Origin of the sequence: Streptomyces sp. NPDC093221 (assembly GCF_044753885.1) — a bacterium.
In the GTDB taxonomy this organism is placed as follows: Bacteria; Actinomycetota; Actinomycetes; order Streptomycetales; family Streptomycetaceae; genus Actinacidiphila.
The window spans coordinates 211,269-231,356 of record NZ_JBIVOA010000008.1 but is presented as its reverse complement, the minus strand read 5'-3'; the positions used below and the strand labels follow the sequence as shown (position 1 = coordinate 231,356).

Here is a 20,088-nt window from a genome sequence, read left to right as displayed (position 1 = left end):
TCCCGGACCCCTCCGCCCCGGCCGCGCCCGCCTCCCGGCCCCCCGCCGCCCCGGCGCGCCCCCCCCGTCCGGGCCCGCCCCCCGACGGCGAGGTCAAGGCGAAGCGCAGCCCCCGCCGGGGCGGCGTTATTGGTCGCGGCGGGGGACCGTCAGGAGGACGAGGAGGGCGGGGGCGGCGGCCCAGGCGGCGAAGGTGAGCCAGGCGCCGGGGATGGTGGAGGGGTAGGGGGCGTGGAGGATGGCGATGGGGAGGGTGAGGCGGTACCAGGCGTTGAAGGGGAGCGCGTGGGTGAGGGTGGCGCTGAGGTGGGTGCGGTCGGTGATGGAGACGGGGAGGATGAAGGCGAGAAGGAACAGCGTGACCATGGTGGCGACGCTGTGGCGGATGACGGCGCCGAGGCCGAGGCCGATGAGGGCGCCGAGCGGGGCGAGGACGGCGGAGGCGGCGGTGATGCGGAGGGCGACGGCGTCGGTGAGGGGGACGCCGGTGTAACGGCCGTACAAAATGGCCGCGTCGCACCAGACGGAGGCGGCGACGGTGAGGACGCCGAAGACGGCGGCGACCGCCGTGACGACCAGGACCTTGGCGGTCATGACCTCCCGGCGGGCGGGTACGGCGCAGAATGTCGTACGGAGCAGGCCGGTGGTCTGTTCGCTGAGGATCGCGATGGCGCCCACCGCGCCCATGGCCAGCAGGACCCAGGCGGCGGCGGGACGGCTGAACGCCTCTTGCAGGGCGCCGTGCGCGGTGAACGGGGGCGGCCCTGAGTGCCAGTGCGCGCGGGCGGCGCGCGCGGCGTTGGCGTTCACGCCGACCGCGGCCAGGGCGCTGAGCAGCACGAACCACGGGATGGACCGCAGCGACCACAGTTTGATCCACTCCGCCGCCAGCAAGTCCCAGAAGCGGGGCGCGGGTTCGAGAAGGCCGGATTCCGTACTCATGACCGCTCTCCCGACTCCGCCGCGTACTCCACGCTCGTACCTGTCAGTTCCATGAACGCCTGCTCCAACGAGCCGTTCCGCGTCGTCAGTTGGTGGACGAGGATGCCGCGCTCCACGGCGATCCCCGCGATCCTCACGGCGTCCATCCCGGAGCCTTCGGCAGCCGTCACCGTGAGCAGGCCGTCCGGCGCCTGCGTCACCCGGGCGCCCGCTCGCGTGAGCGCGGTCACCAGCCCCGCCGGGTCGTCGGCGCGGACCTCGACGACCTGCCCGCGCTGCCGCGCGCCGCGCGCGGCGAAGGCGGAAACGCTCTCGTCGGCGAGGAGTCGACCCCGGCCGAGGACGACGAGCCGGTCGGCGGTGTGCTCCATCTCCGTCATGAGGTGGCTGCTGACGAAGACGGTGCGGCCCTCGGCGGCCAGCCGTCTGAACAGCGCCCGGACGAAGAGCACGCCCTCGGGGTCGAGCCCGTTCAGCGGCTCGTCGAAGAGCAGCACCGGCGGATCGCCGAGCAACGCGCCCGCGATGCCAAGCCGTTGCCGCATGCCGAGCGAGAAACCGCCGATGCGCCGGCCGGCGGCGTCGCCGAGACCGACCTCGCGCAGGACGGTGTCGATCCGGCCGCGCGGAACGGCGTTGCTGCGGGCCAGGAAGCGGAGATGGTCGTACGCGGTGCGCCCGCCGTGCGCGTCGCCCGCGTCGAGCAGCGCGCCGACGTGGCGCAGGCCCCGGCGGCGGGTACGGAAGTCGTGGCCGTTGATCGTCGCGGTGCCGCCAGTGGGGGCGTGCAGGCCGACGAGCATCCGCAAAGTGGTGCTCTTGCCCGAGCCGTTGGGGCCGAGGAAGCCGGTGACGTGGCCGGGGCGGACGGTGAAGGACAGGTCGCTGACGGCGGTGGTCCGGCCGTAGCGCTTGGTGAGATGGCTGACTTCGATCACGGGACCACGCTGCCGTCCGGAGCGGCGCGGGTCATCGGCCGCCGGAGGACGTCCCCCTGTCCGCCGGTCGCGGAACGGTCCGCCCCGCCGTACGCCCACGGGCTTACGTCCCCGGGTGAATGCCCAGGTGGGGGACGGTCGTTACGCTCGGAGCATGGACCTGGGCAGGGAGCTGAGCATGGACTTCACCCACTCACCGCTCAAACGCCTCTCCCGCGTACGGCCGGGTACGTGGATGGCGCTGATCTGGTTCGCGGTCACCGCGTACACCGTCTTCGAGCAGACGCAGACCCGCGGCCTCAGCGTGCTCGACCTGAGCCTCGGAAACCAGTTGGACGAAGCCCTCGCGGCCGTCCTCGTCCTGGCCGCCGCGCGCCGCGAGCGCCGCCCGCTCCCCGCCCTGTGCCTGCTGCTCACCGGGACCGTCTGCTCGGTGTTGGCCATGGCGGTGGGGGACATCCCGCTGTTGCAGTTCCTCGCGGTGGACGTGGCGGTCTGCTATCTGGCGGCGACGCAGCCGCTGCGCACGTCGGCGACGGCGGGCGTGCTGGCGCTGGCCACGCTGGTCGGCTACTCGGGCGGTCGCGCGCTGCTCGGCTACGAGACCGACGCGACGACGACGCTGACGGCCGCGCTCACGACGGCGATCGTGTGGCTGGTCGGCAACGCGGTGTGGCAGCGCCACGCGCACGCGGAGGCGTTGCGCGCGGAGGCGACGGAACGGGCGATCACGTCCGAACGCCTGCGGATCGCACGGGAGTTGCACGACATGGTCGCGCACACCATCGGGATCGTCGCGCTCCAGGCCGGTGCGGCGCGGCAGGTCTTCGACACCCAGCCGGACCGCGCCCGCGCCGCGCTCGGCGAGATCGAGACGGCGGGGCGGGAGACGCTGACCGGGCTGCGCCGCATGCTCGGCGCCCTGCGCGAGGCGGACGGGAACGGCGCGGACGGGAACGGCGCGGACGGGAACGGCGCGGACGCGAACGGCGCGCAGGGGAACGGCTCTGCCGGGACGGGCGCGACCGGGCGCGGCGCGCACGCGGGCGGCGCACACGCGGGCGGAGACGGTACGCGCGAGGCCGTACGGCCCGCCCCCGCGCCGGGAATCGCCGACGTGCCCCGGCTCGCCGAGACCACGACCGCCGCGGGCGTGCGCGTGGACGTGACCTGGTCCGGCGTACGGCGCCAACTCCCGCCGGAGATCGAGCTGTCGGCGTACCGCATCGTCCAGGAGGCGGTGACGAACGTCGTACGGCACGCGGGCGCGCGGTCCTGCGCGGTGACCATCGACTTCCGCGCGGCGGAGCTGGCCGTCGAGGTCAGCAACCCGGGCGCGGACCCGGAGCCGCACCCGGCGCGTACGACGACGCACGGCGTACGGGCCCCGGCCCGCGGCGGCTACGGCATCGTCGGCATGCGCGAGCGCGTCGGACTGCTGCACGGCGACTTCTCGGCGCAGCCGCGCCCGGACGGCGGCTTCCGTGTGATGGCCCGGCTGCCGGTTCCGCCCCAGGAGGCCCAACCAGCTCCCGACGCGGGGACGTTCACGTGTATGCCGGTCGCGGAGCCCGTCCGATGACCGTCGACGCCGCCGGACCTGCGGTCCCCGTGCGCGTCCTCCTCGTCGACGACCAGCCCCTCGTCCGCGCCTCCCTCGACATGATCATCACCGACGCGCCGGACCTCGCGGTGGTCGGCGAGGCGGGTACGGGCGCGGACGCCGTACGGCTGAGCGCCGAACTGCGGCCGGACGTCGTCGTCATGGACATCCGCATGCCCGGCATGGACGGCATCGAGGCGACGCGCCGGATCACCGAGGACCCGGTGTACGCGACCGCGGTCCCGCGCGTCCTCGTGCTGACGACCTTCGACCAGGACGACCACGTCTACGGGGCGTTGCGGGCGGGCGCGTCCGGGTTCCTGGTCAAGGACATGGCGCTGGACGACATCCTGGCCGCGATCCGCGTCGTGGCGGCGGGCGACGGCCTCATCGCCCCGGCCGTCACGCGCCGCCTGATCGCGCACTTCGCCCAACAGCCGCCGCCCGCGGGGCCGGTGGACGCACACGCTCCCGCGCGGCTGGCCGCCGTCACCGACCGCGAGCGCCAGATCCTCACCCTCGTGGGCCTCGGCCGCGCCAACGCCGAGATCGCCGCCGAGCTCTTCATCAGCGGCGCGACCGTCAAGACGTACATCTCCCGCCTGCTCACGAAGCTGGACGCCCGCGACCGGGTCCAGTTGGTCATCATCGCGTACGAGTCGGGCCTCGTCGGCACGGCCTGAGCGCTGCCTGAGCACGGAGTCGGCACCCCGGCTCAAAGACCCCGGTTCAAGGCCCCGGCTCAGCGCCCCCGGCTCAGGGCGCCGTGAACAGCGTCGGGAAGCGCGGCGCGAGCCAGGGCCTGCGGCCCCAGGCCAGGATCGCGCCGCGCGCGAGCGCGCTCGTGGCGGTGCGGCGGCCGAGGGCGATGAGGAGGAAGGTGACGGGCTCGGTGACGATCGTGCAGTCGGGGCGGCGCGGCGGGGCGTCGGTCACGGCGAGGGCCCCGTCGGTGAAGGTGGCCGTGAAGCGGGGGCCGCCGCGCAGGCGGAGGTCGTAGCAGGCGGTGTGCCCGGCGGCGGTGCGGGGTTCGACGACGCGGGGCATGGCCGTCATGAGGAACGGGACGGTGAGCAGGGCCCGTTGGGGGCTGACCATGTGGGGGCGGCGGAGGGCCACGGCGATGTCGTAGCCGTGTCCGAGCATGTGGGCGAGCAGATACGCGCCGAGGTGGCCGAGGTCCATGGGGCCCATCGGGGTGGCCAGTTAGGCGTCCGGCTCCCTGGACGGCGCCGTGTCCGTGAACGCCCGCGCGTGCCGGACGATCCCGGCCGCCAGGATCGCCGGGTCGCGCTCGGTAAAGGCTTCCAGGGACGCGGTGTTGGCAGCGGCCAGGCCGCCCGGCGTCCCGTCGCCGTACGACCGCTCGCGCCCGGCGGCGAGGTCCGCCATCAGGGCGTTGGCCAGCATCAGATGCGCCGCCGCCTCCCCAACCGTCCACCGCGCGCCGGGAATCGGCACGGCCATGTCCGAGGGCGACCGCAGCAGCGCCGCGATCCGCTCGGCGACGGCCGGGACGGCCACGGACAGCGGCGAGTCCGCGCTGACCAGGGGGCTGGGTACCGTCATGGTGCAGAAGAGTGACCGAGCCCGCCGCTTCTGTCCAGGGTGCGCGTCGCGCGACGCGGCCCACGACCGCGGCTCCCTGTTCCCCGCCCGCGCCCGGCCCCCGGGCGGACACGCCCTAGAGCCGGGGCAGCGGCGTGCGGTGGACCCAGGCCGTGAAGAGCGGGTCGAGCGAGTCGGCGCTGTAGCGCGCCGCGTGCGCGGCGAGGTCGGCCGTGACCACCGTCGAGTGGCGGTTTATGGTCGTCCACGCCTTGAGCATCCGGAAGAACGCGCCCTCGCCGAGGGCCAGTCGCAGGGCGTGGACGGTGAGGCCGCCGCGCTGGTAGAGGCGGTCGTCGAACATCAGACGGCGTCCCGGGTCGCCCAGGCGCAGATCCTGCGGGAGCCGGGAGAGGCGGTCGTGGGCGGTGGCGGCGTGCGCGGCGGCGAGCGGGCCGCCGGTGTGCTCCGACCACAGCCACTCGGCGTATTTGGCGAAGCCCTCATTGAGCCAGATGTGCCGCCAGTCGCCGATGGACAGGCTGTTGCCGAACCACTGGTGGGCCAGCTCGTGGGCGACCAGCCGTTCCCAATGCCGCCTGCCCCCCAGGTGGTTGGTGCCGAAGGTGGCCATGCCCTGCGCCTCCACCGGCACGTCCAGCTCCTCGTCGGCGACGACCACCGCGTACTCGCCGAACGGATACGGACCGAAGACGTCCTCGAAGAAGTCCATCATGCGGGTCTGCCGCTCGAAGTCGACGGCGAATTCACCGCGCAGCCCCGCCGGTACGTAACCGGTCTGCGGTACCGGGCGGCGCGGTGCGAACAGCGAGGCGCCGCCGGTGAGCTGGACCGTCTCGTAGCGGCCGATCGACACCGTCACCAGATAGCTGGACGTGGGCGCCGCCTGCTCGTAGACCCACGTGGTGCTGCTGGCCTTGGTGGTCCTGGACAGCAGCCGCCCGCCGACGACCACGGTGTACGCGGACGGCGCGGTGACCGCGATCTGGTACGACGCCTTGTCCGCGGGCCGGTCGTTGCACGGGTACCAGGACGGCGCGCCGACCGGCTGGCTCGCCACCAGCGCGCCGTCGGTCAGCTCCTCCCAGCCCAGGCCGCCCCACTGGCTGTTGATGGGCTGCGGGTTGCCGGTGTAGGCCACCTCGACGGTGAAGGCCGCGCCCGCCTCGACCGGCTTCGCGGGCCGTACGCGCAGCCGTCCCGCCCGGTGCGTGTAGTGCGCGGGCCGCCCGTCGACCACGACCCGCTGGAGCCTGAAGTCGGCCAGGTCCAGGGCGAATTCACGCAGCGGCGCGCCGCCCGCGACCGCGCTGAGCCGCGCCGTGCCGCGCAGCCGGTTGGACGCGGGCCGGTAGTCCAGGGCCAGTTCGTACCGGTGGACGCCGTAACGGCTGTCGCCGTGCGCGGGGAAGTACGGGTCCGCCGCCCCCGGCCCGGCTGCTCGCTTCTGGCTCAACGGTTCCTCGCTCATCGTTCCCACCGGGCCGCACCCCCGTACGGCCTGGTCGTTCCCCCGGACGGGCCGGGCACACGTGCCGGCGCGCCGGCACGTGGCGCGCCGCCCGACGGACCGCGTCCGCCCCCGCCCGGCCGCGGACGACCTCTCACGCCTCGCCCCGCCGCGCGGGCGGCTCCTCCTCGAACCACACCTCGGCCGGATTCCCCAGCCAGCGGCTGTCCGCGGGGATGGACTCGGCGCGCATCACCAGGGACGCGGGCCCCAGGGTGCTGCGGGCGCCGATCTCGCTGCCGGGCAGCACGATGCCACCGGGACCGAGGGTCGCGCCCGTGCGGAGCACCACCGTATCCATGCGCATGATCCGGTCGTGGAAGAGGTGGGTCTGAAGGACGCAGCCGCGGTTGACGCTGACGCCGTCCTCCAGGGTGACGAGGTCGGCCTCGGGCAGCCAGTAGCTCTCGCACCACACGCCCCGGCCGATGTGCGCGCCGAGGCCGCGCAGCCACAGGCTCATCACGGCGGTGCCGGGCACCGCGCCGACCAGCCACGGCACGGCCAGCACCTCCACGAAGGTGTCGGCCAGCTCGTTGCGCCACACGAAACCGCTCCACAGCGGGCGCTCGACCGCCCGGAAGCGGCCCACGAGCAGCCACTTCGCGGCGATCGACACCAGCGCGGCGGCGCCGCCCGCGGCCAGCAGCACCGGCCCCGACAGCAGTGCGACCGCCAGGACGCCCGCGTCGCGGGCCAGCCGGGCCAGCACGGCCAGGACGAGTACGGCCAGCGCGGCGGAGGCCAGCACCGGCACCAGGCGGCAGACCTCGACCAGCCCGCGCGCCCACACCAGCCGTACCGGCGGCGCGTACGTCAGGCTCTGGTCGGCGTCGTCGGCCGTGCGCGGCAGCCGTACCGGCGGCATGCCCAGGTACGAGCGGCCCTCCTTGGCCTTCTTCGGCGTCGCCGACAGCACCCCGACCAGGCCGCGGTCCGGGACGGCGCGCCCCGGCGCCGTCATCCCCGAATTGCCGAGGAACGCGCGCTCGCCGATCTCGGCCGCGCCGATCCGCAGCCAGCCGCCGCCGAGCTGGTACGGGGCGACGAGGACGTCGTCGGCGAGGAACGCGCCGTCGCCGACGGTGGTGAGGCTCGGCATCGCCAGCACCGTGGAGACCTCGGCGCCGCTGCCGACCTTCATGCCGAGCGCCCGCAGCCACACGGGCGTGATCAGGCCCGCGTACAGCGGGAAGAGCTTGTCGCGGGCGGCGTCCATGAGCTGGATGACCGTCCAGGACTGCCAGCCGACGCGGCTGTGCAGCGGGTGCCAGCCGGGCCGCAGGCCCAGGCTCAGCAGCCGGACGGCGGCGATCAGCAGCGCCGCGTACACCAGCGCGAAGGCGAGGGTGGCGGGGACGAGCGCGATGAGCGCGCCCCGCGCGGCGGCGCCGAGACCGCTGTGGGCGGGCACCAGGCAGGCCGCGACGGCCAGCGCCGCGAGCCCGGCGATCAGCGGCAGCAGCGTCACGCCGACGCCGCTCGCGCCGTACGCCGCCGCCCAGCGGGCCCGGCGCGCGGGCCGCTGCTTGGGCCAGCGCCGCTCGGCCTTGCCGACCTTGACGGCGGGCGCGCCCGCCCAGCTCTGCCCGGTCGGCACCTGCCCGGTGACGCTGGACCCGGCCGTGATCTGCGCGCGCTTGCCGATCCTGGCGCCCGGCAGGAGTGTGCTGCGGGTGCCGACGACGGCGCCGGAGCCGACCTTCACCGGGCCGACCTCGAGCCGGTCGCCGTCCAGCCAGTACCCGGCGAGGTCGACCTCGGCCTCGACCGCGCAGCCCCGGCCGAGCTTGAGCATGCCGGTGACCGGCGGCAGCGAGTGCAGGTCCACGTCCGGGCCGATCCGCGCGCCGAGCGCCCGGCCGTACCGGATCAGCCAGGCCCCGGACAGCGAGGTCGCGCCGGTCGCCTCGGCCAGCCGCTCGGCCGCCCACAGCCGCAGGTGGACGCCGCCGCCGCGCGGATAGCTGCCGGGGGTCAGCCCGCGCAGCAGCAGCCGGGCCCCGGCCGCGGCCAGCGCGAGGCGGCCGGGCGGGCTGAAGAGCAGGACGGCCCCGGCGGCGACCAGCCACCAGGACGCGGTGGGCGCCCACGGGTAGTGGCCGGTCCAGGCCAGGGTGTTGCCCAGCGCCAGCAGCCCGGTCGTCCAGCGCAGCCCGGTCAGCGCGAACAGCGGCAGCAGCGCGAGCAGTTGGACGGCCTTGGCGCGGCCGGGCACCGGCGCGATCTCGCGGGCCGGGCGGTCGTCCCGTACGGAACGGTCCAGCATCCTGGCCAGCTTGCGCACGGTCGGCGCCTGGTAGATGTCGACGACGGCCACCGACGGGAAGCGGGTCCGCAGCAGCGTCGTGAGCTGGGCCGCGGCCAGACTGCCGCCGCCGATCGCGAAGAAGTCGTCGCGCGCCTCGACCACCGGCACACCGAGGACTTCGGTCCACTGCTCGGCGACCCACGCCTCGGTGCCGCGCAGCGGCTCGGCGGCCTCCTCGCCGGGCGCGGGGCCCGCCGACTCCGGCAGCGGCCAGGGCAGCGCGGCCCTGTCCACCTTCCCCGAGGTGCGGGTCGGCAGGCCGGGGACGGTCGCCAGCAGCGGTACGAGGGCGGCGGGCAGCTTCGTGGACAGCTCCGCGACGGCCGCGGCCCGGTCCCAGCCCTCGCCCGCCACCACGTAACCGACCAGCAGCTGATTGCCGCGCCTGGTCGTGCGTACGGCGGCGGCTGCCCCCGCCACGCCCGGCAGCGCCTGGAGTGCCGCGTCCACCTCGCCCAGCTCGATCCGGCGCCCGCCGAGCTTGACCTGCTCGTCGGCGCGGCCCAGGAACAGCAGCCCCTCGGGCTCGGCGCGTACGAGGTCGCCGCTGCGGTACGCGCGCGCCCAGCCCATCGACTCCAGCGGCGCGTACTTCTCCGCGTCCTTCTCGGCGTCGAGATACCGGGCCAGGCCGACGCCGCCGATGATGAGCTGGCCGCTGCCGCCCATCGGCACCGGCTCGCCCGCCTCGTCCACCACGGCCAGCTCCCAGCCGTCCAGCGGCAGCCCGATCCGTACCGGGCCCTCGCCGGTCAGCAGCGCCGCGCAGGCGACGACGGTGGCCTCGGTCGGGCCGTAGGTGTTCCAGACCTCGCGCCCCTCGGTGACCAGCCGCTCGACCAGCTCCGGCGGGCACGCCTCGCCGCCGAAGATCAGCAGCCGCACCTCGTTCAGCGCCTCGGCGGGCCACAGCGCGGCCAGCGTCGGCACCGTCGAGACCACCGTGATCTCCTGCTCGGCCAGCCACGGCCCGAGGTCGCTGCCGCCGCGCACCTGCGAGCGGGGGACCGGGACCAGGCAGGCGCCGTTGCGCCAGGCCAGCCACATCTCCTCGCACGAGGCGTCGAAGGCCACCGACAGGCTCGCCATCACGCGGTCGCCGGGACCGATCGGCTCGTCCTGGAGGAACAGCGCGGCCTCGGCGTCCACGAACGCCGCCGCGTTGCGGTGCGTGACCGCGACGCCCTTGGGGCGGCCGGTCGAGCCCGAGGTGAAGATGATCCAGGCGTCGTCGTCGGGGGAGGGGCGGCGCGGGGCTTTCGACGCGGGCGTGTCGTTCGGCGCGTGACGGGTGCCGGTCAGGGTGGTGGCGTGACGGGTGCCGGTCAGGGTGGTGGCGTGAGGAGGGCCGGTGCGGGCGGGGACGTGAGGGGTGCCGGTCCGGGCGGTGGCGTGAGGGGTGCCGGTCGGCGCGTGACGGGTGCTGGTCAGGGTGAGGGCGCGGTCCGCGCCCAGTACGGCGGCCACCCGCGCCTCGCCGAAGACCAGCTCGGCCCGCTCGTCCGGGTCCTCGGCGTCCACCGGGACGTAGGCGGCGCCCGCCGCGAGCACGGCCAGGATGCTGATGTACAGGTCGTTGCTGCCCGAGGGCACCCGCACGCCGACCCGGTCGCCCGGCCCGATCCCGGCCGCCGCGAGCCCGCGCCGCAGCGTGTCGACCTCGGCGGCCAGCGCGCGGTACGTCAGCGCGGTGCGCCCGTCGTCCAGCGCGGGCTCCTGCGGGTGCGCGAGGACGGTCGCGTCGAGCACGTCCAGCAGCGTCCGCGCCCCGGCGGCCGTGCCTCCCGCGAAGTGGGCGTGCGGAACGCTCGGCCGTTCGGCCGCGTCCAGCACTCCCAGCAGCAGGTCCACATCCCGCAGCGGGTCGCTCTCCACGCTCAGATCCATGCGCTCCTCGTCCCTCGTCCCCCGTCCGGGGGCCCGGCACCCTGCTCAGGCGTACAAAGCAAGACAAGCCGACCAATCTTACGGGCGGCCCTTCCGCGCCGCCTCCCGAGCGACCCCGCGCCCACCCGCGTTTCGAACGCGTTTCCGCCCCCTCTCGCGCCCCCTCTGACCTGCGCGGCGACCGTCCCTTCCGCCCCGCCCGCCGACGCCCGGCCGGCGCGGCCGAACGTGCCGCAACACACACGAGGAGCCGCGAAGAGATGGCCGCGCGATGTCATCGCGGCGAACGTGCGGTGTACGGGAGATGTACGACTGGGGTCAGACCGTTCTCCGGCTCGCCGACGGTCGCGCGAGGACCGTGACGAGCACGGCGAGATCGGCGGCTCCCGCCGCGTCGTCCGCGTAACGCGCGATCGTGAGCGGACCCACCTCGCGCAGGACGACGCCTTCGCGGGCGAGCACATACGTCAACGCCAGCAGCGCGGAACGGGCGTTGCCGTCGGCGAAGGGGTGGAAGAAGGCCACGTCCAGATACGTCCGGGCGGCGCGCGCGGCCAACGGCACGGCGGCGTCCGCGCTTTGGGCCAGGCACTCCGCGAAGTCCGCCGGGGTGCGCGAGTTCAGCCCGTACCGTTCCCGGCCGCCCTTCGCGTACGCGTCCCCGGTCCTGAACGCCGCCTCGTCCGCACCGAGCACGGTCCGCTGCCACCCGGCCAACAGGCCGAACGTCAGGGGCACTTCGCGTACGGCGTCGGCGCGGGCCGCCTCGTACGCGGCCAGCAGGCGGCGGGCGCGGACGGGGTCGCGGCGCCGGACGGGACCCGCGCACCAGGCGGCGAAGCCGTCGACGGCCGGGGTGATCCGGCCTGCCGTCACGTCGTCGGCACCGGTGGCCGTCCAGTCGACCCGCCGCCGTACGCGGCACCAGGCCGCCAGCGCGTCGGGGCCGGTCCCGTACGCGCTCGCGGGAACGGCCGAGTCCCCGCGCGGCTGCGGCGCGGTGGATGTCATCCGCCGTCGTGCCGCTCTTCGAGGTGGCTGTACTCGCGGTGGTCGCGGTAGGGGAGGCGGCCGGTCAGGGCGACGGCCAGATCCTCGCCGACCGAGTCGACGAGCGTGGACCGCGGGGCGACCCAGCTCGTGAAGCGTCCGCCGATGGCGCTGTCGACCACGGCCGTGGCCTCGGCGTCACCCATTCCGCAGGAGGTGAGGTACCACCCCAGCACCAGTCGGCACGTTCCGTACCAGCCGCTCTCCGCCTGCGTACGGTCCACGACGCGCGTGACCAGCCGGACCGCCGCGCGTTCCAGGTGCCAACTGCGCTGCTCGGGAGAGGCGTCCGGTGCCGGGGCCAACTCCCGGAAGCGCTCAGCCAGTTCCTCCAGCCAGTCCCGCCACTCGGTCAGCGCGGCGACGGCCTTGGCCGCGGTCGCGTCCGGTGTCGTCACCGAGTGCGCCCCGCAGCACCAACTGCCGACCACACCGCCGTCGTTGTCGCCCTCGCCGACGCTCCAGTTCCACTCCCGCGCCCAGGATCCGTACCGCTCGACGAAGAGCGCGGTGATCCGCGGCACGCAGCGGCGCTCTCGTGCCCACTTGCCCGCCATGCCGGACCGCACCTGCGGCACCAACTCCCTGACCAGCGCCTCGACTCGCGCCTTCTCGGCGTCGTCCCAGGCGAACGGGTGGCGCTCCGGGTCGAGTTCTGGCCAGGTGGGGACGCGGTACGGGGGCGGTGGCGCGGGCTGCTCGGCCGGTGTGGCGGGTTGCTCGGCGGGCGTGGCGGGTTGCTCGGCGGGCGTGGGGGGTTGCTCGGCTGACGTGGCGGGCTCCGGGGGTGCGGGTGCGGGCGGGGATGCGGACAGCCGTCCAGTGTCGCGGCCCGCGCCCGTGTCCGCCTCCGGTTTTCCGGCCGCCGGGGGCCTACTGACCGGCGGTGGCGGCGAAGCGCCGGGCGAGGGTCGCGAAGGCGTCCTTGAGCGCGGGCGGCCCGATGACCTCGACGGCGGTGTCGAACTGGGCGAGGGCGGCGGCGAGCGCGGGCCAGGACCAGGAGCCGAGGGTGAGGCGGCAGCGGTCGGCGGTGAGGGGTTCGACGAGGCCGTCGCGGGCGTAGGGGGCGACGGCGGAGGCGGGCAGGTCGAGCACGACGACACCGCGGCAGGGCCAGTCGGCCGCGCCCCGCGCGGGGGCCTCGGCGCCGCGGAAACGGGCGGTGACGAAGGCGGCCACATCGCCGCCGGGCAGGTCGCGGGGGGTGAAGCGGGGTCCCGTGGGGGTGCGGGGCCGAATCCGGTCGGCGCGGAAGGTGCGCCAGTCGGCGCGGTCGAGGTCCCAGGCCAGGAGGTACCAGCGCCCGCCGCGCGCGACGAGGTGGTGGGGCTCGACGCGGCGGGGAGCGGCAGGGGCCCCGGCCTCGGGCTCCGGCGGGCCCGCGTAGTCGAAGCGCAGCACCTCGCGGGCGTGGACGGCGGCGCCCAGCGCGGTCAGGACGTCGCTGTCGGCGGTCGCGGCGCCGGGCGGCGGGACGGCCGTCACCTCCAGGGCGTCGATCCGGTGCCGCAGCCGCGCCGGCATCACCTGCCGTACGGTCGCCAGCGCGCGGGCGGCTGCCTCCTCGATGCCCGCGCCTGCCCCCGTGGCCATCCGCAGGGCGATGGCCAGGGCCACGGCCTGGTCGTCGTCGAAGAGCAGCGGCGGCAGCCGCGCCCCGGAGTCGAGCCGGTACCCGCCGTCGGGGCCCTTGGAGGCCGCGATGGGATAGCCCAGCTCGCGCAGCCGGTCCACGTCCCGGCGGACCGTACGGGCGCTGACGTCCAGGCGTTCCGCCAGCTCGCCGCCCGGCCAGTCCCTGCGGGTCTGGAGCAGGGACAGGAGGGAGAGCAGCCGGGCCGACGTTTTCTGCATACGTCCGATTCTCTCCCGAGTACAGGACAGAAACTGTCCTGTACGGGTGCGAGGGTGGGTCACAGACCGGGAAACACGCAGGTCACGAAGGTTCGAACCCGACAGCGCAAGGAGCCACCCATGTCCGTCACGACCGCCACCCACCTGAATTTCCGGGGCGAGGCCCGCGCGGCGCTCGACTTCTACGCGTCCGTCTTCGGCGGGCGCCTCACCGCCGTCACGTACAAGGACGCCGGCGCCGTACAGGCCGAGAGCGAGGCCGACTGGATCATGTGGGGCGAGGTCGTGTCCGACGACGGCTTCCACGTCATGGCGTACGACGTCCCGTCGCACCTGCCCTGGGACCAGGGCCGTAACGCCTTCTTCGTCTCGGTGCGCGGCGACAGCGCCGAGGAGATCACCGCGCTCTGGGAGAAGCTGGCGGACGGCTCGACCGTCGCGCAGCCGCTCGCGCCCGCGCAGTGGGCGCCGCTGTACGGCATGCTCACCGACCGCTTCGGGGTCGTGTGGGTCCTGGACGTCACTGCCCCGTACGGCGGCTGACGCCGCGTCATGCCGCACGTGACGCCGTACGTGACGCCGCCGCTCGACAGCCGCGCCCTGAACCGGGCGACCCTGGCCCGCCAACTCCTGCTGGAGCGCTCGGACCTGCCGGTCCTGGACGCCGTCGCGCACCTCGGCGGCGTCCAGGCGCAGGAACCGCAGGAGCCGTTCACCGGGCTCTGGTCACGGCTGCGCGGCTTCCAACCCGCCGCGCTGGACGGCCTGTTGACCGGGCGCGAGGTGGTGCGCACCCATCTGATGCGCCGTACCGTCCATCTCGTCACCGCCGAGGACGCGCTCGCCTGGCGGGCCCGCCACGATCCGATGCTGCGGCAGCGCGTCCTGGGCACGTACCGCGACGAGTTGGCCGGGATCGACCTGGCCGCGCTGGCGGCGGCGGCCCGCGCCGTCGTGGCCGACGGCGAGGCCCGGACGATGGCCGAGATCGTCGCGGCGCTCGCGGACCGCTGGCCGGGCCCGCCCCGGCGCGTCCTCGGCGAACTCGTCGTCGCCGCCCTGCTCCCCATGGCGCAGCGGCCCCCGCGCGGCCTGTGGCGTACGAAGGCGGGCGTCCGCAACGTCCTGCTCTCGTCCTGGCTCGGCCGCGACATCGACCCGCCGCCCGCCGACGACGCGGCGGAGGACCTCGTCGGACAGGCGCTCGTACGCCGCTACCTCGCCGCGTACGGGCCCGCCGCCACCGCCGACCTGCGCGCCTGGTCCGGCCTCGCGGGGCTCCCCGCCGCGGTCGCCGCCGTACGCCCCGAACTCGTCGCCTTCCGCGACACCCAGGGCCGTGAACTGCTCGACCTCCCCGACGCCCCGCGCCCCGACCCCGGCACCCCCACGCCCGTACGCTTCCTGCCCGCCTTCGACAACGCCCTTCTCGGCTACGCCGACCGGACCAGGATCGTGGACGACGCCCACCGCGGCCTGTCCGTCGCCGGTCAGCGCGTCGTCCTGGTCGACGGCCGCGTCGCCGCCACGTGGACGGCGGAGGCGCGGGGCGTCGCCGTCACCCCGCTCCGGCCGTTGCGGCGGGCGGAGCGCGACGCGGTCATGGACGAGGGCCGGGCCCTGGCGGCCTTCCTCACGGACGGGGAGAGCGACCTGGTCCGCACCGCGTAGGCGCGGCTTGAACGCGCGCTTGGTCTACGGCTGTTGGGGCCCGTACGTCTCCTCGCGCGTCGGCCACGCGTCGGCGCGCGCGAGGTCGAGGACGAGGGCGGCGATGTTCCAGGCGTCGTCCTCGCCCCGGTGGTGCCGCCCTTCGAGCGGCAGCCCGGCCACGCGCAGCGCCTCCGCCATCCCCGGCCGCTTGCGCAGCCCGTACCCTTGCGTGAACACCGCCTTCGCGTTCACATGCGACCTGCCGAAGGGGTACGTGACCTGCGTCGCCCGGCACTGCCGCGTGAACTGGTGCCGGTCGTAGTCCCCCCAACTCGCCCACACCCGCGCCCCCGCCAGGTGCTCCCGCGCCAACTCCCCGCAGGCGTCGGCGAACGACACCCCGCGGTCCGCCTCCGCCTGCGTCAGCCCCGTCAACTCCGTGCAGAACGCGCTCACCCGCGACCGCACCGGCCGCACCACCCACCGGTGCCGCCCCACCCGCTCCCCGGCCGCCAGGTCCACCACGGTCAGCCCGATCTCGATGATCTCGCTCACCGCCCCCGGCGGCGGCTGCCCGTCCCAGCACGTCGCCTCGACATCCACGACATTCAGCAACTCCCCGCCCCAATTCATCCGTCGAGCATAGGAAGCCAGCCGCCGGACGCCGAACCATTTCCCGACCAGCCTTCGGCCGGGAGGTACGGGGACGCGTCGGCGTCTTCTACCGCGTCCGCGTCACCAGCGGTCGCCTCCGCCCCCAACAGGCCACGTGCCCCCGGTCCTGACCGGGGGCCTGATCCAGGACTGACCCCAAGGCGGACGTTCCCGGGAGGGTGCTTCGGGCGGCGGATCTAGTGGGGTTGGCCGGACGTCCGGCGTAGGGGGCGGGCAACTGGGCGGTCAGCAGGGGCCGTTGTCGGTCCAGACGGCCCAGGAGGAGGGGTCGGTGGGGACGGCGTTGGTGGAGTAGTAAGTCGCCGTGAATTTGTGGCCGTTGTAGGAGACGGCGTTGCCGGGGACGTAGGAGGTGGACGGGCTCCAGGGGGCGGGGCAGGCGGGGGTGCCGCTGCCGCCTCCGGTGGTGGTGGCGGACAGCGGGGCCGAGGCGGGGCTGACGGTGCCGGAGGCGGTGGCGGCGGCGACCGTGTAGGTGTAGGCGGTGCCCGCGGTGAGGCCGGTGTCGGTGAAGGACGTGCCGCCGGTGGTGCCGACCTGGGCGCCGCCGCGGTAGACGGTGTACGAGGCCGCGCCGGAGACGCCGGTCCAGGACAGGGCGACCGAGGTGTCGGTGGTGGCGGTCGCGTGCAGGCCGGTGGGCGCGGCGAGCGGCGGGGGAGTGCCGTTCGAGGAGACGAACTGCCAGGTGATGCCGGTGACGACACCCGTCCCGAGCGGCGCGAACTCCGCGAAGGCGGGCTGGCTCAGGTCGATGTGCGTCGCGTCGCACGTCGGGCACTTGTCGGCCACCGGCACCGTGAGCGTCTTGCCGTTGTACGTGACCTGGACCGAAATCCCGCCGCACAGAGGGTCGTTGTTGGGGTTGGCCGAGGTCCACCACTGGTACGACACCGCGACCAGATACTGCGTGGACGCGTCGATCCGCGTCCCGCACGCGCCGTACCCGACGTCGTTGTAGTACGTCATCGACCCGCTCATCGGCTGCCCGACCGGCACGGCGGCCACGGCCGGTCCGCCGGCGAGCAGCACGAGCGCCGAGGCACCCGCCAGGGCGCCGAGCCAGGGCGTGACGCGGCGCGTGACCCGTCGGCCGATCCGTCGCCTGACGCTTCGCCTGATACCTCGCCTGACACCTCGCGGAGCGCGCAATGTACCTCTCCTCTACGTCTGTTCAGAGTGGGGGGAGCCTGAGCAAGGCGTTGAGCACGGTGCGTACTTGGCGTACGGGGCGTACTTGGCGTACTTGGCTGACGGTACGCGAACAAGCCGCCGTACGGTGGCGAGGCGGCGGCACACCGAACGGTTCAGGACGTCGTTGTCATGCCCTCCCACCGGGCACGGGTCACGCGCCCCCGCCCGGCCCCCGAGCCCCCGGCGCGCCCGCCGCGAGCAAGCCGTCCACGAACGTCCGCAGCCCGTCGCGATACGTGTCCCGCAGGGCCAGTTCGTGCCACCGGCCGCTGACGGCCGCCAGGTGCGGCACCTTCTCCGCGTCGAACGTCTCGCGGAACACGGGCGGTTCACCGCCGCTCGGCCACCGTACGGAGTGCGCGCGCACCAGGATCTCGCCGACCGTGTAGTACCAGATGCTGCGGAAGACGTGCACGGACTGCTCCTGCGTACAGCCGTGTTCGTCCGCCCCGGACACGATGCCCTCGACCATCCACAGCGCCGATTCGTCGAGCAGCCCGACGAAACCATCCGTGGTCAGCACCTCCGCCGCCCACGGCCACGCGGCGAGCGCGTCGTGCAGCGCGGTGGCGGACGCGATGACGCGGTCGCGCGGATCGGCGGGGAGTTCGGGGCGTTCGAGCTGGCTGATGTGGTGTTCGAGCAACTGGACGAGCAGGTCTTCCTTGTCCCGGATGTGGTGGTAGAGCGTCGTCGGCCCGATGCCCAGCTCGGCGGCCAGCCGCCGGATCGTCAGCTTCTCCCAGCCGTCGCGGTCGATGAGCCGACGGGTCGCCGTGAGGATCTCCGCGCGGGAGGTCACGGGCGGGCGGCCGGTGCGGCCGTTCGGCGCGGGGGCGGCGCTTGCGCGCTTGGACGGCGCGGGCTGCTCGGGCTGCTTTGACGGCTTGGACGGCTTTGACGGCGCGGGCTGCTCGGGCGGCGCGGGCTGCTCGGACGGCTGGGGCGACGCGGGCTGTGTGGGCGGTCGGGGCATGGGCCCATCATGCCGCGCCGCCGCGCGCGGGCCGTATGACGTATGCCGTGACCTGCGCGAGGGTCCGTCCGTCCCCGTGAAGCGCGCCCCGGCCGCGTACGGCCGCCGTGCCCGCCCCGCGTACCCCCGCCCCCCTCCCGATTCCCATCCGGTACATCCGGTGCTACTTTCGGAACACGTTCCTAAAGTCGGGACGGCAGAGAGCGGCGGCGCGCGACGGCGCCGAGAACGGGGAGTCCGCGATGCGGAAGAGGCTGAGGAAGAGTCCGAGCAGCAGCCCGATCGAACCGGGGGGTCCGGGCCGGGGTCCGGGCCGGGGTCCCGGCGGGGGTCCCGGTGGAGGCACCGGCATCCCGGCGCCCCCGACAGCCCCGCCGAGCGGGGCCCCGGCGGCCCTCCGTCCGGGGCTGACCCTCGCGGTCGTCGCCGTCGTCCAGTTCATGGTGTCGCTCGACGTGTCCGTCGTGAACGTCGGACTGCCCCAGATCGCGTCCGGCCTCGGCTTCGGCCCGGTCGGCCTGACCTGGGTGATCCACGCGTACGCCCTCACGTACGGTGGCCTGCTCCTGCTCGGCGGCAAGGCGGCCGACCGCTACGGCCGCAAGCGGGTGCTGCTGCTCGGGCTCGCCCTGTTCGGCCTGGCCTCCCTCGGCGGCGGCCTCGCCCAGAACCCCTCCCAACTCGTCGCCGCCCGCACGGTTCAGGGCATCGGCGCCGCAGCCCTCGCCCCCGCCGCGCTGGCGCTGCTGACCGGGACGTTCCCCGAAGGCCGGGCGCGCGTCAGGGCGTTCGGCATCTGGAGCGCGGTCAACGCGGCGGGCGGCGCCTTCGGCGTCGTGATCGGCGGTGTCCTCACGCAGTACGCGAGTTGGCGCTGGGTCATGCTGGTCAACGTGCCAATGGCCGCGTGCGCGCTGGCACTTGCCTGGCGCGGGGTCACCGCGACCGCGCCGAACGCGCGCGCCGGCCGCCCCGACGTGCTCGGCGCCGTACTCGCCACCGCGGGCATGACGCTCCTGGTCTTCGGCGTCGTCCGCACCGACCGGCACGGCTGGACCTCGGGCGCCACCCTCTCGACGCTCGCCGTCGCCGTCGTCCTGCTGGCCGCCTTCCTCTCCGTCGAGCGGACCACGGCCCGCGAACCCCTCATCCGGCTCGGCCTGTTCGCCAACCGCTCGGTCTCCGGCGCGAACGCGTTCAACCTCCTGGTCGGCGCCGCCATGACCCCGTCCTTCTACTTCGTCTCCCTCTACCTCCAGGACATCCTCGGCAAGGGGCCCGCGCTGACCGGCGCGATGTTCCTGCCCTTCACCTTCGGCCTGATCGGCGGCTCCGTGCTCGCCATCAAGTTGGGCTACCGCTTCCCGCCGCGCACCCTGCTCGTCACCGGCGGCATCCTGACGGCCGTCGGGCTCGGCTGGTTCGGCATGATCAGCGCCGACGGGTCCTTCGCCGCCGACATCCTCGGCCCCTCGATCGTCGCCAGCGTCGGCTTCGGCCTCTGCCTCGGCCCGGTCGTCTCCACCGCCACGGCGGGCGTCGCGCCCCACGAGACCGGCACCGCCTCCGGCCTGCTCAACAGCTCCCGCCAGATCGGCGCCTCCCTCGGCCTCGCCGCCCTGGGCACCGCCGCGCAGCACCGCACGGGCGGACGCGCGACGCTCGGTGCGCTCTCCGACGGGTACGGGTTCGGCCTGACGCTGGGCGCGGCGCTGCTGGTCGCGGCCGTGGCCGTCGCCCTGACGGTGCTGCGGCGGACCGGGGCGCCGGGGCGTGAATCCCCGTCCGTGGAGCGGGACTTGGTGCCGACCGGGGACTGACGGGGGACTGAGGGGGCGGTACGGCCGGACGGGGGCGGGCTCTTTCCCGCCACCGTACGGTCAACTACCGGCCGAAGACGGCGCTTTCGGGTCGGGTCAGGTT

General features: G+C 74.8%; 17 protein-coding genes. 5 read left to right on the top strand and 12 right to left on the bottom strand.

Annotated features, from left to right (window positions below; translation table 11 throughout):
* Positions 1-126: 126 nt before the first annotated feature.
* Together ACIQCJ_RS27485 and ACIQCJ_RS27480 are read right to left on the bottom strand one after the other, a co-directional pair.
* The gene (locus ACIQCJ_RS27485; protein ID WP_402712854.1) at positions 127-942 is read right to left on the bottom strand and encodes an ABC transporter permease; all 816 of its coding nucleotides are present in this window, start codon (positions 940-942) and stop codon (positions 127-129) included.
* Entirely contained in the window at positions 939-1,880 is a 942-nt protein-coding gene (locus tag ACIQCJ_RS27480) for an ABC transporter ATP-binding protein (protein WP_402712853.1), read from the bottom strand. The genes ACIQCJ_RS27485 and ACIQCJ_RS27480 overlap by 4 nt, the downstream gene beginning before the upstream one ends.
* Before the next feature lie 154 nt (positions 1,881-2,034).
* Between ACIQCJ_RS27480 and ACIQCJ_RS27475 the strand changes: the two genes are divergently transcribed.
* Together ACIQCJ_RS27475 and ACIQCJ_RS27470 are read left to right on the top strand one after the other, a co-directional pair.
* The gene (locus ACIQCJ_RS27475) at positions 2,035-3,462 is read left to right on the top strand and encodes a sensor histidine kinase (RefSeq protein WP_402712852.1); all 1,428 of its coding nucleotides are present in this window, start codon (positions 2,035-2,037) and stop codon (positions 3,460-3,462) included.
* Positions 3,459-4,166, top strand: a complete 708-nt coding sequence (locus tag ACIQCJ_RS27470) for a response regulator (protein WP_401305699.1) — start codon at positions 3,459-3,461, stop codon at positions 4,164-4,166. The genes ACIQCJ_RS27475 and ACIQCJ_RS27470 overlap by 4 nt, the downstream gene beginning before the upstream one ends.
* A 73-nt stretch (positions 4,167-4,239) precedes the next feature.
* On the opposite strand, the gene ACIQCJ_RS27465 is transcribed toward ACIQCJ_RS27470, so the two are convergent.
* The 7 genes from ACIQCJ_RS27465 to ACIQCJ_RS27435 all read right to left on the bottom strand — a co-directional run bounded on the left by ACIQCJ_RS27465 (position 4,240) and on the right by ACIQCJ_RS27435 (position 13,667).
* Positions 4,240-4,668: an SCP2 sterol-binding domain-containing protein gene (locus ACIQCJ_RS27465; RefSeq protein ID WP_402712851.1), complete on the bottom strand. Its 429-nt coding sequence runs from the start codon at positions 4,666-4,668 to the stop codon at positions 4,240-4,242.
* A gap of 21 nt (positions 4,669-4,689) precedes the next feature.
* A complete protein-coding gene (locus ACIQCJ_RS27460) occupies positions 4,690-5,052 on the bottom strand; it encodes a hypothetical protein (protein WP_402712850.1) in 363 nt (120 codons plus the stop codon).
* A 115-nt stretch (positions 5,053-5,167) separates the two neighbouring features.
* A complete protein-coding gene (locus ACIQCJ_RS27455; protein ID WP_355339903.1) occupies positions 5,168-6,523 on the bottom strand; it encodes a M1 family metallopeptidase in 1,356 nt (451 codons plus the stop codon).
* A 133-nt stretch (positions 6,524-6,656) separates the two neighbouring features.
* Positions 6,657-10,760 carry a Pls/PosA family non-ribosomal peptide synthetase gene (locus tag ACIQCJ_RS27450; RefSeq protein WP_402712849.1) on the bottom strand — a complete coding sequence of 1,368 codons (4,104 nt, stop codon included), beginning with the start codon at positions 10,758-10,760 and terminating at the stop codon, positions 6,657-6,659.
* A 318-nt stretch (positions 10,761-11,078) separates the two neighbouring features.
* Positions 11,079-11,771 carry a Fic family protein gene (locus ACIQCJ_RS27445; protein ID WP_401851600.1) on the bottom strand — a complete coding sequence of 231 codons (693 nt, stop codon included), beginning with the start codon at positions 11,769-11,771 and terminating at the stop codon, positions 11,079-11,081.
* Entirely contained in the window at positions 11,768-12,388 is a 621-nt protein-coding gene (locus ACIQCJ_RS27440) for a hypothetical protein (protein ID WP_402712848.1), read from the bottom strand. Before ACIQCJ_RS27440 ends, ACIQCJ_RS27445 begins: the two co-directional genes overlap by 4 nt.
* A 295-nt stretch (positions 12,389-12,683) precedes the next feature.
* Positions 12,684-13,667, bottom strand: a complete 984-nt coding sequence (locus ACIQCJ_RS27435; RefSeq protein WP_402712847.1) for a helix-turn-helix transcriptional regulator — start codon at positions 13,665-13,667, stop codon at positions 12,684-12,686.
* A 120-nt stretch (positions 13,668-13,787) separates the two neighbouring features.
* Between ACIQCJ_RS27435 and ACIQCJ_RS27430 the strand changes: the two genes are divergently transcribed.
* Together ACIQCJ_RS27430 and ACIQCJ_RS27425 are read left to right on the top strand one after the other, a co-directional pair.
* Entirely contained in the window at positions 13,788-14,210 is a 423-nt protein-coding gene (locus ACIQCJ_RS27430; protein WP_355339918.1) for a VOC family protein, read from the top strand.
* 9 nt (positions 14,211-14,219) lie between these two features.
* Positions 14,220-15,338, top strand: coding sequence for a winged helix DNA-binding domain-containing protein (locus ACIQCJ_RS27425; protein ID WP_402712846.1), 1,119 nt, complete (start codon positions 14,220-14,222; stop codon positions 15,336-15,338).
* A gap of 24 nt (positions 15,339-15,362) precedes the next feature.
* Here ACIQCJ_RS27425 and ACIQCJ_RS27420 read toward each other — a convergent pair whose 3' ends face one another.
* The 3 genes from ACIQCJ_RS27420 to ACIQCJ_RS27410 all read right to left on the bottom strand — a co-directional run bounded on the left by ACIQCJ_RS27420 (position 15,363) and on the right by ACIQCJ_RS27410 (position 18,165).
* Positions 15,363-15,953 carry an exonuclease domain-containing protein gene (locus ACIQCJ_RS27420; RefSeq protein WP_402712845.1) on the bottom strand — a complete coding sequence of 197 codons (591 nt, stop codon included), beginning with the start codon at positions 15,951-15,953 and terminating at the stop codon, positions 15,363-15,365.
* A gap of 267 nt (positions 15,954-16,220) precedes the next feature.
* On the bottom strand, positions 16,221-17,147 hold the full coding sequence (locus ACIQCJ_RS27415) for a cysteine/serine endopeptidase inhibitor (protein ID WP_402712844.1): 927 nt from the start codon (positions 17,145-17,147) through the stop codon (positions 16,221-16,223).
* 193 nt (positions 17,148-17,340) lie between these two features.
* Complete coding sequence (locus ACIQCJ_RS27410; RefSeq protein WP_402712843.1) at positions 17,341-18,165, bottom strand: TetR/AcrR family transcriptional regulator; 825 nt, start codon at positions 18,163-18,165, stop codon at positions 17,341-17,343.
* A 440-nt stretch (positions 18,166-18,605) separates the two neighbouring features.
* Here ACIQCJ_RS27410 and ACIQCJ_RS27405 point away from each other — a divergent pair, with 440 nt between their 5' ends.
* Positions 18,606-19,985 (top strand): MFS transporter, encoded by a 1,380-nt coding sequence (locus ACIQCJ_RS27405; protein ID WP_402712842.1) that lies wholly within the window; start codon positions 18,606-18,608, stop codon positions 19,983-19,985.
* Positions 19,986-20,088 lie beyond the last annotated feature (103 nt).